Origin of the sequence: Roseibium litorale (assembly GCF_014842915.1) — a bacterium.
Classification (GTDB): domain Bacteria; phylum Pseudomonadota; class Alphaproteobacteria; order Rhizobiales; family Stappiaceae; genus Roseibium; species Roseibium litorale.
In genome coordinates, this window is sequence record NZ_JACYXI010000007.1 from 39455 (window position 1) to 51906 (window position 12452).

Consider the following 12452-nt stretch of genomic DNA (forward strand, 5'->3'; position numbering starts at 1 on the left):
AAACCAGATTATAAAACTCACATATTCCCGTTGACGCGGGGGACGGGACACCGCATATCTAGATCATGCGCCTGACACAACAAACCAATTACGCGGTTCGTGCGCTGATGTACTGCGCCGCGAACCCGGAGCGTCCCAGCAAAGTCGCGGATATCGCGGCCAGCTTCGACATGTCTGAAACCCACCTGTTCAAGATCATGAAGGTTCTGGTCGATGCAAATCTGATCAAGACTATTCGTGGCCGGAACGGCGGGGTAATGCTTGCCCGGCCGCCTGAGACGATCACCGTCGGTGAAGTTGTCCGGGCTGCGGAGGAAAGCTTCCTTCTGGCCGAATGTTTCGATTCGGGCCGGACCGACTGCCCACTGATCACCTCTTGCGGCTTCAACGGCATCCTTCATGAGGCTCTGGAAGCCTTTATGGACGTGCTCGACACCAAGACCATTGGCGACCTGTCCGAGGACCGCCCGTCCCTTCGCCATCTGCTGAAGATCGACGAGAAGTTTCCGGTCGCTGCCGCCAGCTGACGCATTGGACTGAAACACCGGCCCGGGTCAGGCCAGCCGGTGCTTCAGTGCGTTCTGACTTTCCGATCTGATTATCAAAAAAAGCCCCGGCGCCATCGGCACCGGGGCTTTTTGTTACTGTCGTGGTGTTTGCCGCGACCACGTCGCGTGCCCTGTGAAATGGCCTGGCTGGCTGACCGCTGAGGGAGAGGAGAGGGCGGTTGGCTTGCCGGACATTCTAGCACTGGGCTAGCCCGCTGCAGGGATCCGGAGGACGCGATTTCCGAACCGCTGCAGATCAGGCATTGCCTTCATACTTAAACTTGAGTATCAGTGTCAACAATAAATGTTGAGTTTCATACTCAAGTTCAAAATCATTCCAAACTAGCGACTGAAGGCTCGAGAAATGCAGATGTCCAACATACGGCGTGACAAGCTGACCCTGTCCCTGAACCGGCCGGGGTCCTCTCAGGAAGAAGGGTCAAAGGACCTGGTTCTTGATACCAAATCGCTGTTCAGGGGCAAACGCGAGCTGAAGATCCAGCACAATGAAGAGACCTACCGCCTGACGATCACCAAGCTGGGCAAGCTGATTTTGACGAAGTGAGTAAAACCGTGGAGCTTGGTCTCGTCCAAATGGGGGACCATGAACACCATTGGGTGTTCAAAAAAACCACCCGCCGCGCCTTCCCGGACGAAGCGCAGCGAAGATCCGGGATTTCATTTTCTCCGGCAAATTGCGATGCTCCCTAAAACAGGTCCCGGCTTAGGGTGTGGACTCATAAATTTGGAGGCAATGGTTTGAGCGAATTTGTTTGGATACAAGGCGCAAGGCTGCAGGAAGCCTTATGGCTTTCAAAGGCTTGCAACGCTGTAGCCGGACGAATTCGCCAAATCCTTGCCGGACGCGCAACTGGCTGTGAAAGGCGGCGTTGAGCGTCTCAACCGGGCAAAAAGCCCGCTTTTCGCCACTCGCCTTGCCTTTCGGTGCCAGTTGACGCGCCATTACCTGCAAATTTATGGGTCCACACCCTAAGGCCAGGACAGCGCGGGGCGATCTGCAAATAAGCTTCATTTCAATAAAAAACCGGCGGTCTCTGGCCGCCGGTTTCGCGTTTCAGAACAACGCTGGTCCTGATCACTTCATTTCGGTCACGACTTCAAAGCCGTTCGCACCAACCTTGAACAGGGAGTAAGCGCCCGGAACGTCGCCTGCCTGATCGAAGTTCAGATCGCCAGCGGCGCCCTTGTAATCGATCGCCTTGCCAGCTGCGATCAGCTCCTTGGCCTTCTTCCACTCGCCCGGCAGGATGGCTTCGCCTTCGCCGCTGGAGACAGCGCGCAGAGCCGCCGGAATGCCTGCCTTGTCGCCGCCGGCCTTTTCCACGGCCAAAGCCAGCAGGAAGGCAGCGTCGTAGGAGGTGGTGACGAAGATCGCATCCGGGTCGCCGCCGGCAGCCTTGAAGGCGTCGTTGAAGACGTTCAGGGCATCAGACTTCTCGCCAACCGGAGAGGAGGCGTAGAAGGTGGTGAGGTTCTCAGCGCCGAGTTCCTTGATCGGAGCATCGGACTTCATGCCATCGCCGCCGATGAACTTCTCGAAGAAGCCGTTTTCCAGCGCCTGACGCAGCAGGGTAAGACCGGTGCCATCGCCGTAGTCGAAGATCACCAGCGTGTCCGCGCCGCCAGCGGCCAGTTCGGCGAGGTTCGACCGGTAAGAAGCCTTGCCGTCTTCATGGGCTGCAAAGCCTGCGATCTCGCCGCCCTGCGCTTCGAACTCGGACTTGAAGGCATTGGCAAGGCCCGTGCCGTAATCGTTGTTGATATAGGCAACCGCAACCTTCGAATAGCCTTCGGCCTTCAGGGTACGGGCCAGAGCACGGCCCTGGAAGTCGTCGGACGGAACCGTGCGGAACACGGTGTCATTGTCGGCAAGGCCGGTGATTTCCGGCGAGGTGCCGGACGGGGTCACGATGGTGACGCCAGCCGGAATGGTCACGGAACCGGCAGCAGCCAGCACGGCGCCCGAGCAATGCGGGCCGACAATCGCGGTTACGCCTTCGATGTTCACAGCCTTGGTGGCCGCATCGGTGCCGCCCTGCGGGCTGCAGGCGCTGTCGCCCACGACGCCGATGATCTTCTGACCATCCAGAACGCCGCCCTGCTCATTGACCTGCTGGAAAGCAAGCTGAGCAGAATCGATCATGGCCGGAGCCATGGCCGCGATCGGGCCGGAGACACCGCCAAGCAGGCCGATCTTGACGTCGGCATGGGCCGGGGCACCGGCCAGAGCCGTTGCTGCAAGCAGGCCACCTGCCAGCGCAAAGAACTTGGACTTCATAAAACTACCTCCACTCATCGCCGGGCGGATGCCCGGGAAACTCTTTGTCGTTGACCGTCCGGCGCATTTGGCTGCGCCGGAAGAAACATCAGTCTTTTTCCTGTGCCGGTTCCTGGGCAGGCCGGCTCTCGCCCCGCGTCGGCTCCGGCAGAATGCCTTCCGGGCGGAACCGCAGAACCAGCTGCAGCATCAGGCCGATCAGGAACAGGCGGATGTATTTCGCCTTGATTGCATATTCGGCCGGAAGCTGGTCGGTTGCAATCTCGGACATTGACCAGATGATCCATACAACCGCAGCCCCGAGAATGGCGCCCTTGTTGTTCCCCTGCCCGCCCAGGATCAGCATGATCCAGACGAGGAAGGTCGCAACCATCGGGTCAATGGCCTCCGGCGTGATCGACCGGTTGAAATGGGCAAATAGCGCTCCGCCAAGACCCATCAATGCAGCCCCGAACATGAAGGCTTCGAGACGACGCCCTTCGATGTTCTTGCCCATGGCCCGGGCGGCCAGTTCATTGTCCCGAATCGCCCGCATCATCCGCCCCCAGGGCGCGTTGAACTGCCGCTGAACCAGGAAATAGCAAACACCCAGACACAGGATGACAATTGACAGATAGGCTGCCTGGGACTGCACATAAGGCAGATCACCGAAGGGACGCGGGATGCTGGTGATGCCGCGGGCGCTGTTGGTAAGCGTCTCTTCGGACTTGATCACCAGCCGGATGATCTCCGCAACGCCGATGGTGGCGATCGCGAGATAATCCGAGCGGAAGCGCAGGCAGATCTTGCCAATCGGCCAGGCAATCAGCCCGGCGGCAACCATGGCCCCAGCCCAGCCGACGAAGAACGGCATCTCAAACCCTCCAAGCCGCCCGTCCGCATGAGGCGACGTGAGGATGGCAGAGGTATAGGCGCCAACAGCGAAAAAACCCGCGATCCCAGCGTTGAAGAGGCCTGCAAAGCCCCATTGAATATTCAGCCCCAGCGCCAGAAGCGCATAAATGCCGATGAAGATGCCCATGAACAGGGCGTAGTTGGCAAGACCGATCAGTTCCATCGCCGTGCCTCCTTAAAGAACCTTGCCGCGCAGCAGGCCCGTCGGGCGCACCAGCAGCATGAACAACAGGATGACGAAGGCCATGGCCGCCTTGTATTCGCTCGGCAGCACCAGAACCGACAGTTCTTCCGCAACACCGACCACAAGACCACCCAGAACCGCGCCCTCGACCCGGCCAACCCCGCCCAGAATAGCGGCGGCGAACATCGGCAGCAGCATGTTCCAGCCCATCATGGACTTGATCTCGGTGTTGATGCCGAGGAACACGCCAGAGGCCGCACAAAGACCGCCTGCGATGATCCAGGTGAGCATCACGACCTTGCGGTTGTCGATGCCGGAGAGCAGGGCCAGATTTGGATTGTCGGACATGGCGCGCATGGCCTTGCCCCACTTGGACCGGGCCAGGAACAGCATCAGGCCGCCCACGAGGAACAGCATGAAGAGCACCGTGTAGATTTCACGGTCCTTCACCCGCAGGCCGAAATAGGTCTGCGGACGGACGATACCGCGCACATAGCTTTCCGCATCCACGCCCCAGATGACCTGCACGACCGAGCGGACCATCAGCGCGATGCCGAGAGAGGCCATCACCGTTACGATCTTTGGCCGCTCGCGCAGATGCTCGTAGAACACCTTGTCGATGCCGACGGCGACCGCCGCCGTGAAAATCATCGCGACGGGAAGAGCCGCGAGTGGCGGGATACCCAGACCGGTCACCACGGCCAGCGCGACAAAGGCCCCGAGGGTCGCGAGATCGCCCTGTGCCAGATGCGCATAGCGCAGGATCGCAAAGACCAGCGTGATCCCCACAGCGCCCAGAGCATAAATCGACCCGAGCACCAGACCCGGAATGAGATAGAAATTCACAAGTTCAAGGAAGGTCATATCTGGTCCTCATCCGCCGAGGAACATTTCGGCGACTTCACGGTCTGCCAGAAGTTCGGCGCCCGTGCCTTCGTGCCGGTTCTGGCCCGACGCCAGAACATAGCCGCGGTCGGCAAATGCCAGTGCCTGTTTCGCATGCTGCTCGACGAGCAGGATCGCAACGCCCGTTGCCCGCACATCACGGCAGATCTGGAAGATCTGCTCCATGTACTTCGGCGACAGGCCAGCGGTCGGCTCGTCCAGCAGCAGCAGCTTCGGATCAAGCATCAGGGCCCGGCCCATGGCCACCATCTGGCGCTGACCGCCGGACAGGCTGCCTGCCATCGTCTTGCGGCGCTCCTTCAGATCGGGAAACAGCTCATAGACCCGGTCATAGGCAGCAGACAGATCGCCCTTTTTGAGGAAGGCGCCCATCTCCAGGTTCTCGTGGATCGACATCTCCCGGAAGATGTTGTCGACCTGCGGCACATAGCAGATGCCCCGCTGGACGATCCGGTTCGGCGCCCAGTTGAGGATCTCGTCACCGTCAAAAAGGATCGAGCCGCCACGCAGGGTCAAAAGGCCGAAGACCGACTTCATGGCCGTGGACTTACCCGCCCCATTGGGGCCGACGATCACGACAATCTCGTCACTGGCAACGTCAATCGAGACGCCATGGAGGATATCCGCATCCCCATAGCCGCCGCGAACGTTCTTCATGGAAAGCAACGGGGTCATGCCGCATCTCCCGCCGTTTCGCCGAGATAGGCTTCGAGCACGCGGGCGTCGGAGCGCACGGTCTGGAAATCACCCTGGATCAGCACACGTCCCTCGGCCATGCAGACCACCGGATGACAGAGCTTCTCGATCATTTCCATGTCGTGCTCAATCAGGATGAACGTGTATCCGCGCTCCCGGTTCAGGATCAGGATCTTTTCTTCCAGCTTGCGCAACAGGGTGCGGTTGACGCCGGCAGCCGGTTCATCGAGCAGCACCAGCTTCGCATCGGTCATCATGGTGCGGCCGAGTTCCAGCAGCTTCTTCTGCCCGCCGGAGAGTTCGCCTGCCCGCTGGCCCGCAACATGGGCCAGCTCCAGGAACTCCAGCGTTTCCCACGCCTTGCGCTCCACGTCCGCCTCATGGCGCTTGACGCTGCCCCAGGACAGCCAGTTGGAAAAGAGATTCTCGCCAGGCTGCCCCGGCGGCACCATCATCAGGTTTTCCAGAACCGTGAGACGGTGAAATTCGTGCGGAATCTGGAACGTGCGCACCAGCCCCTTGTGGAACAGCACGTCACTGGACGCACCTGTCACATCTTCGCCGAGGAAGCGGATCGTACCGCCGGTCGGCTTGAGAGCCCCAGCGATCAGATTGAAAAGCGTGGTCTTTCCGGCACCGTTCGGGCCTATCAAGGCCGTGATACTGCCCTGCCCGACATTGAAGGAACATCCATTCACGGCCCTGAAGCCGCTGAAGTCCATCACGAGCTGGTCGAGTTCCAGCATTTATGCTCCTTGCGGCCGTCCCCCGGCCTTTCTTTTTATTGCCCCGGCCGGCCGCCCCCAGCAGAATCAAATGGTCTTAATACAGCTCGCACAGGAGCAGCATCGAGCCCTTCAAGCTTCAGCGGCAGTGCTATGAGTTCATAGTCCCCGGGTTCGACGCCCGCGAGTACCAGATTCTCAAGAATCCGCAAGTCCGCGCGTCTTGCGGCCATATGCGAGGGCAGATCCTTCGAGGTTTCCGGATCAACTGACGGCACATCCACGCCAACCAGGCGCACGCCCGACGCAACCAGCAACTCGACCGTTTCAGGCGCCAGCGAGCGGAAGCCCTCCGGCCAGACCATCGGATCAAGCTCTTCCTCCAGCCGCAGCAGAACACGCTGCGGCGCACCCTGCAACTGTCCGGCAATCTCCTCCGGCAGGCACAGCGCCCCCTGCCCCCTGGCGTCGATCACACGCGCGGGACCAATGAAGTCGTTGAGGTCCAGTTGATCGATCGAAACACCCTTTTCATCATAGTGTAGCGGCGCATCCGCATGGGCCCCGCAATGGGTGGAAAAGGAAATCTCAGTCACATTCACCGGACATTCCGGGCCGATTGCAAAGGTCTGCATCACCTCGCAAGGCGCATCGCCGGGAAAGACAGCCATGCCCGCTCGAACCGGCGGTGTGATATCAATCAGCTTGCTCATAGATCCGCCCTCAGGTCCCAGAGTTCGGGGAAGAGAACCACCTCCAGCATGCGGCGGAGATATGTTACGCCGCTTGTGCCGCCTGTGCCCCGCTTGAAGCCGATGACGCGCTCCACCGTGGTGACATGGTTGAACCGCCATCGGCGGAAATAGTCCTCGAAGTCTACAAGCTTCTCGGCCAGTTCATAAAGCGGCCAGTGCGTATGCGGATCGCGGTAGACTGTCAGCCAGGCGTTCCGCACGCTTTCATTTGCCTGATAGGCCTCGGAGTGATCGCGCGAAAGAACCGCAGCATCAATCTCAAGACCTGACCGGGCCAAGAGCGCAATAGCCTCATCGTAGATGCTGGTCTGGTTCTTCAGGCCGACCAGCCAGTCGTGAATTTTCGGCACGTGGGCGTGCGGGCGCAGCATGGCCGCATTCTTGTTGCCCGCCAGGAATTCAATCGCCCGGTACTGGTAGGACTGGAAACCGGAAGACTGGCCCAGCGCTTCGCGGAACGTTGTGTAGTCGCTCGGCGTCATGGTGCGCAGAACATCCCAGGCGGAATTGAGTTGTTCGAAGATCCGCGCCGTGCGGCTCAGCATCTTGAAAGCTGGAGGCAGGTTTCCCGCAGCGATGGCCGCCTTGGCAGCCGTCATTTCATGCAAGGCCAGCTTCATCCAGAGTTCGGATGTCTGGTGCTGCACAATGAACAGCAGCTCGTCATGCGCATCCGACAGGGGCGCTTGAGCCTCCAGCACCTTGTCCAGGGACAGATAGTCGCCATAGGACATGCGCTGATCGAAGGTCATCTGCGCGCCTTCATCAGCCGGATCGTATGGCTTCACCATGTCGGACATTTCAGGTCACCTTCAGCTTTTTCTTGAACTCATCCCGCATCCAGGTCTTGTTCCGAAGAATTCCCTCCAGAATTTCCGCCGCTCGCACGACATCTCCATGGGAGAGATAAAGCGGCGTGAAACCGAAGCGGACGATGTCCGGCGCCCGGAAATCCCCGATCACCCCTTCTGCGATGAGCGCCTGCATCAGGGCATAACCATCTTGAAAGCGGAAGGATACATGGCTTCCACGCTCAGCCGGGTTGCGCGGCGTTGCGAGCTCCAGCTCGGGACACCGGCTCTCGACTTCACGGATGAAAAGGTCACACAGGGACACTGACTTGCGATGAACCGTCTCCATGTCGACGTCATCAAAAACGTCGAGCGCCGCATCCAATGCGCTCATCGACAGGATCGGTGGTGTGCCGACGCGCATACGGTCGATGCCCGTTGCCGGGCGGTAGTCGAGATCGAAGGCGAAGGGTGCGTCATGCCCCATCCAGCCGGTCAGGGCCGGACGCAACGCACCGTGATGGCGCTCGGCCACATAGAGAAACGCGGGCGCACCCGGCCCGCCGTTCAGGTATTTGTAACCGCAGCCAACTGCGAAATCTGCTTCCGAGCCATCCAGATCAACCGGAACAGCTCCCGCGGAGTGGGCTAGGTCCCAGATTGCGATCACACCTTGCTCGTGTGCCTTCGCGGTCAAGGCCTTCATGTCATGGCGGCGGCCAGTCTTGTAGTCGACCTCGGTGATCATCATCACCGCAACATCTTCGCCAATCGCAGCCTCCACGTCTTCCGGAGCGACAATGCGAAGCTCATGGCCAGCATCCAGAATGTGTGCGAGACCGCTGGCCACGTAAAGGTCCGTCGGGAAGTTGCCGTTGTCCGAGAGGATGACCTTGCGATCCGGACGCAGGGCCAGAGCGGCCGAAAGCACCTTGAAGACATTGATGGACGTGCTGTCCCCCGCAACGACCGTTCCGGGCGCGGCGCCGATCAGGCGGCCAATCCGTGCGCCGACACGCTGCGGCAGATCAATCCAGTCGTGATCATTCCAGCCGCGAACGAGGCTCTTGCCCCACTGGCCCTTGATGACCTCAGCCATCCGCGCTGGAACATGAGCCGGCAATACGCCGAGCGAATTGCCGTCCAGATAAATAACACCTTCCGGCAGATCAAAAGCCTCGCGCTTTGACGCGAGGACGTCGCCGGAATCGAGTTGGTGCACCACGTTTGGAACTCCTGATTTATCGGTTCCCTTTCTGCCAGAAACTGGCAGGCTAACCAGAGCGAGGTTTTCAAATTTGTTTGAGGCCTCAACTTTCGAACCGAGACTAACAATGGATCTTCGTATTCACAAGGATTATATATAATCTACGCTATTAGATATTATTGAAAGCCTGCCTGCCGAATGTCCCAAACCAGCTCCGCATACACCACCTTGCGCAAAGCCATCCTGGATTGCGAGCTTGCGCCCGGTTCCGCTCTCGCCATCTCCGGTTTGAAGGCCAAGTACGGGTTTGGCTGGACCCCGCTGCGGGAGGCTTTGCCAAGGCTGGAAAGCGAACATCTCGTGCGGTTCGAGGCCAACAAGGGATACCGTGTCGCGCCGGTCTCCCTGGCAGGTCTCAAGGATCTTCAGGTCGCACGGGAGGCAATAGAGACAACTCTGCTCGCCCGGGCCATGAGCCGTGGCGGAGACGAATGGGAGGCCGCCCTGATTGCAGCCCACCACCTGCTGGAGCAAGTCTCACCCAACACGCCTGGAGCCCTGACACCGGAAAGCCTGATTTGGGAAGAACGGCACGACGCCTTTCACAGAGCGCTGACGGCGGGAGCAGATGCTCCCTGGCTCAGCCATTTGGCCCAGCAGACCGCTGATCAGCAACGGCGCCATCACTTTTTCATGCTGCACAGTCCAAGCATCATCGAACGGCTGCAGGGCCCCGAAGGTGGCGACGTGGCAAAGGTGTTTGAGCAAACACTGGGCATTGATCACCACACCGCCCTTATGACTGCGGCTCTCTCGCGCGATGCCGCAAGGGCGCAGGAGCTGATGCGCGAGCACATCGGCTTTTCCCTCGCCGTCTACGAGGTCCTGTGGCCGGATGCGTAGCCTGAAGGCGGAGGATGACGCCAGGATAAATCCGGGGCATGATCATGCCTGTCATGTGACAGACAGCGCTCCGGGATCTTCATGTTCATCAGTGTCTTCGACATCTTCAAGATCGGTATCGGCCCCTCCAGCTCCCACACGGTCGGCCCCATGATTGCCATCCGGCGCTACCTGGAACGGCTCGCAGGTTTCCCCGGTTTGACAGATCAAAAAGGTCTTCGGCTGAGCGTGACCCTTCACGGTTCTCTTGCGTTTACAGGCAAGGGACACGCTACGGATCAGGCCATCTTTCTGGGCGCTATGGGAGCGCGGCCCGACACGCTCGATCCGGATGCGGTGACTGGCATGATGGAGGAGTTGCGGGAAAAGCGCTCGATCCAGCCGGACGGCCTGCCGCAAATCGCCTTTGATCCTGACAAGGATCTGATCTTCGATTATGGCCCCGCTCTGGCGCTCCATTCCAACGGTATGACCTGCCGCCTTCTCGGCCAGGACGGAGAGGAACTCGACCAGTTCGTCTATTATTCGATCGGAGGCGGGTTCGTGGTGAGCGAAGCGGAATACTCCAACACCCGCAATCTCAAAGAGGATTTGAAGAACCAGGACGTGCCCTATCCCTTCGCCAGTGCGAAGCAGATGCTGGCTATGGGCCGGGAGTCAGGTAAGAGCATTGCCCGCATGAAACTGGAGAACGAGGCAGCGTCCTCATCTGCCAAGGAGGTCGAAGGCCGCATTGACCGCGTCTGGGCGGCCATGGACAGTTGCATCAACCGGGGCATTTCCTCCACCGGCATTCTGCCCGGCGGGCTGAAAGTCAAGCGGCGGGCTGGCGAGATTTATCAGAAACTCATCCGTGAAGGACGCACCTCGCCGCCTTTCGAGCACACCGTCATGGACTGGCTCGGAGTCTATGCCATGGCAGTGAATGAGGAAAATGCGGCTGGAGGACGCGTGGTGACAGCACCGACCAATGGAGCTGCTGGCGTGATCCCGGCGGTCGCCCGTTATTATCTCGATCATTGCCCTGACGCCAATGCCGAAGGCATCCGCACCTTTCTCCTGACCGCTTCCGCAATCGGCGGGATCATCAAGGCCAACGCCTCCATTTCCGGAGCAGAGGTCGGCTGTCAGGGCGAAGTGGGGTCCGCCTCGGCCATGGCTGCAGCGGGCCTTTGCGCGGCGCTTGGCGGCACCAATGAGCAGATCGAGAACGCCGCAGAAATCGCGCTGGAGCATCATCTCGGCATGACATGCGACCCGATCGGCGGACTGGTACAGGTGCCCTGTATCGAGCGCAACGCGGTCGGAGCGGTCAAGGCGGTCACAGCAGCCTCTCTGGCGCTGCGCGGTGATGGCAGCCACTTCGTCCCTCTGGATGGCTGCATTGAGACCATGCGCCAGACCGGTCTTGACATGCGCGACCAATACAAAGAGACCTCAACAGGCGGTCTTGCCGTCAATATCGTTGAATGCTGAGGAGCTGACGGGCGCATGCCGTTTATCGTAACCCCACTTTATGCGGGTATCCTGGCCTTAATCTACGTCTACCTTGCAATCCGGGTCGTCGCCCTGAGGCGCAAGTTCTGGATCAGCATCGGGGACAAGGGCAACGAACAGTTACTCCGCCAGCAACGGGTGCACGGTAACTTCGCCGAATATGTGCCGCTGTGTCTCTTGCTCATGCTCTTTACGGAGTTGCAGATCGTGCTGGTCTGGGCGACCCATGCGCTTGGCGCCGCTCTGGTTGCGGGCCGTATTCTGCATGCTCTGGGCGTGGGCCGGGAGCCAGAATCCTTGACCATGCGCACCTATGGCATGCTTCTAACCTTTGCCGTCCTCATCGTCGGCGGCCTGCTCAACATCGTCTATTATTTTCTGATGATGAACTTCGCAGGCTGACCCTCTTTTAGGTCAGATTTGTTGCAGACGAGTCTTGTGGGCATGAGAGATATGCCGGCGCGCGGCTGCATCTGCCGCGATGCTGTCTCCTGCGGCAATCGCTGACACGATCGCTGCATGTTCCTCAACTGCCGTTTCGCGACGCTCAGGCGTATCCAGTGTTGTTCCGGCCATCAGGATCAAGGACAAGCGCAGATGATCGATCTGATCGACCAGGTAGCGGTTGTGCGACGCAAGGCAAAGGCGCCGGTGAAAGTCGCGGTTCGATTTGACCAGACTGTCTTCATCCGTGATGCGCTTGCGGTCGGCGTCCACCAGATCCTGGAGGATTTCAATCTCCGGCTTTGACGCATGCTTGGCAGCGAGACCGGCAGCCGTCCCCTCAAGCACCTCACGCATGAAATAGACTTCGTTGATCTGGCCGTGATCGAGCGTCGGGATAACCATCCCCCGGTTCGGCTCATGAATGGCAAGCCCCTGCGCTTCCAGACGCTTCAGGCCTTCCCGGATCGGTGTCCGCGACACCCCGAATTCCTCGGCAAGATCCGCTTCACGCAGGCGGTCGCCGGGTTTCAGGACACGGTCCTCGATAAGGCCGATCAGGCGGTGGTAAATTTCAGAGCCATTCATGGCCAAAGGTCATAT

General features: G+C 59.7%; 14 protein-coding genes. 5 read left to right on the forward strand and 9 right to left on the reverse strand.

What is annotated here, in order from left to right; all coding sequences use genetic code 11:
* Nucleotides 1-65: 65 nt before the first annotated feature.
* A complete protein-coding gene (gene rirA, locus IG616_RS11885) occupies nt 66-527 on the forward strand; it encodes an iron-responsive transcriptional regulator RirA (RefSeq protein ID WP_192148391.1) in 462 nt (153 codons plus the stop codon).
* A 391-nt stretch (nt 528-918) separates the two neighbouring features.
* Nucleotides 919-1113, forward strand: a complete 195-nt coding sequence (gene hemP / locus IG616_RS11890; RefSeq protein WP_192148392.1) for a hemin uptake protein HemP — start codon at nt 919-921, stop codon at nt 1111-1113.
* A 531-nt stretch (nt 1114-1644) separates the two neighbouring features.
* Here hemP and IG616_RS11895 read toward each other — a convergent pair.
* The 8 genes from IG616_RS11895 to kynU all read right to left on the reverse strand — a co-directional run bounded on the left by IG616_RS11895 (nt 1645) and on the right by kynU (nt 9020).
* The gene (locus IG616_RS11895; RefSeq protein ID WP_192148393.1) at nt 1645-2847 is read right to left on the reverse strand and encodes an ABC transporter substrate-binding protein; all 1203 of its coding nucleotides are present in this window, start codon (nt 2845-2847) and stop codon (nt 1645-1647) included.
* 88 nt (nt 2848-2935) lie between these two features.
* Complete coding sequence (locus IG616_RS11900) at nt 2936-3904, reverse strand: branched-chain amino acid ABC transporter permease (protein ID WP_192148394.1); 969 nt, start codon at nt 3902-3904, stop codon at nt 2936-2938.
* Between the two features lie 12 nt (nt 3905-3916).
* Nucleotides 3917-4789: a branched-chain amino acid ABC transporter permease gene (locus IG616_RS11905; protein ID WP_192148395.1), complete on the reverse strand. Its 873-nt coding sequence runs from the start codon at nt 4787-4789 to the stop codon at nt 3917-3919.
* 9 nt (nt 4790-4798) lie between these two features.
* On the reverse strand, nt 4799-5506 hold the full coding sequence (locus tag IG616_RS11910; RefSeq protein WP_192148396.1) for an ABC transporter ATP-binding protein: 708 nt from the start codon (nt 5504-5506) through the stop codon (nt 4799-4801).
* Nucleotides 5503-6273: an ABC transporter ATP-binding protein gene (locus IG616_RS11915; RefSeq protein ID WP_192148397.1), complete on the reverse strand. Its 771-nt coding sequence runs from the start codon at nt 6271-6273 to the stop codon at nt 5503-5505. The genes IG616_RS11910 and IG616_RS11915 overlap by 4 nt, the downstream gene beginning before the upstream one ends.
* 35 nt (nt 6274-6308) lie before the next feature.
* The gene (gene kynB, locus IG616_RS11920; RefSeq protein ID WP_192148398.1) at nt 6309-6965 is read right to left on the reverse strand and encodes an arylformamidase; all 657 of its coding nucleotides are present in this window, start codon (nt 6963-6965) and stop codon (nt 6309-6311) included.
* A complete protein-coding gene (gene kynA, locus IG616_RS11925; protein WP_192148588.1) occupies nt 6962-7798 on the reverse strand; it encodes a tryptophan 2,3-dioxygenase in 837 nt (278 codons plus the stop codon). The genes kynB and kynA overlap by 4 nt, the downstream gene beginning before the upstream one ends.
* A 10-nt stretch (nt 7799-7808) precedes the next feature.
* Nucleotides 7809-9020, reverse strand: coding sequence for a kynureninase (gene kynU, locus IG616_RS11930; protein ID WP_192148399.1), 1212 nt, complete (start codon nt 9018-9020; stop codon nt 7809-7811).
* Nucleotides 9021-9203: 183 nt separating this feature from the next.
* Between kynU and IG616_RS11935 the strand changes: the two genes are divergently transcribed.
* From IG616_RS11935 to IG616_RS11945, 3 genes are all read left to right on the forward strand, one after another.
* A complete protein-coding gene (locus tag IG616_RS11935) occupies nt 9204-9908 on the forward strand; it encodes a GntR family transcriptional regulator (protein ID WP_192148400.1) in 705 nt (234 codons plus the stop codon).
* 81 nt (nt 9909-9989) lie between these two features.
* Entirely contained in the window at nt 9990-11384 is a 1395-nt protein-coding gene (locus IG616_RS11940) for an L-serine ammonia-lyase (protein WP_192148401.1), read from the forward strand.
* Between the two features lie 15 nt (nt 11385-11399).
* On the forward strand, nt 11400-11807 hold the full coding sequence (locus IG616_RS11945; RefSeq protein WP_192148402.1) for an MAPEG family protein: 408 nt from the start codon (nt 11400-11402) through the stop codon (nt 11805-11807).
* 12 nt (nt 11808-11819) lie between these two features.
* Here the strand turns inward: IG616_RS11945 and IG616_RS11950 are convergent, their stop codons facing one another.
* Nucleotides 11820-12437, reverse strand: a complete 618-nt coding sequence (locus IG616_RS11950; protein ID WP_192148403.1) for a GntR family transcriptional regulator — start codon at nt 12435-12437, stop codon at nt 11820-11822.
* Nucleotides 12438-12452 lie beyond the last annotated feature (15 nt).

Bases quoted from the DNA above. Each gene is read 5' to 3' on its own strand.
- kynA (WP_192148588.1), bottom strand. From the start codon at position 7,798: ATGGTGAAGCCATACGATCCGGCTGATGAAGGCGCGCAGATGACCTTC.
- IG616_RS11935 (WP_192148400.1), top strand. From the start codon at position 9,204: ATGTCCCAAACCAGCTCCGCATACACCACCTTGCGCAAAGCCATCCTG.
- IG616_RS11950 (WP_192148403.1), bottom strand. From the start codon at position 12,437: ATGAATGGCTCTGAAATTTACCACCGCCTGATCGGCCTTATCGAGGAC.
- IG616_RS11905 (WP_192148395.1), bottom strand. From the start codon at position 4,789: ATGACCTTCCTTGAACTTGTGAATTTCTATCTCATTCCGGGTCTGGTG.
- rirA (WP_192148391.1), top strand. From the start codon at position 66: ATGCGCCTGACACAACAAACCAATTACGCGGTTCGTGCGCTGATGTAC.
- IG616_RS11895 (WP_192148393.1), bottom strand. From the start codon at position 2,847: ATGAAGTCCAAGTTCTTTGCGCTGGCAGGTGGCCTGCTTGCAGCAACG.
- IG616_RS11900 (WP_192148394.1), bottom strand. From the start codon at position 3,904: ATGGAACTGATCGGTCTTGCCAACTACGCCCTGTTCATGGGCATCTTC.
- IG616_RS11940 (WP_192148401.1), top strand. From the start codon at position 9,990: ATGTTCATCAGTGTCTTCGACATCTTCAAGATCGGTATCGGCCCCTCC.
- IG616_RS11915 (WP_192148397.1), bottom strand. From the start codon at position 6,273: ATGCTGGAACTCGACCAGCTCGTGATGGACTTCAGCGGCTTCAGGGCC.
- IG616_RS11945 (WP_192148402.1), top strand. From the start codon at position 11,400: ATGCCGTTTATCGTAACCCCACTTTATGCGGGTATCCTGGCCTTAATC.
- kynB (WP_192148398.1), bottom strand. From the start codon at position 6,965: ATGAGCAAGCTGATTGATATCACACCGCCGGTTCGAGCGGGCATGGCT.
- hemP (WP_192148392.1), top strand. From the start codon at position 919: ATGTCCAACATACGGCGTGACAAGCTGACCCTGTCCCTGAACCGGCCG.
- IG616_RS11910 (WP_192148396.1), bottom strand. From the start codon at position 5,506: ATGACCCCGTTGCTTTCCATGAAGAACGTTCGCGGCGGCTATGGGGAT.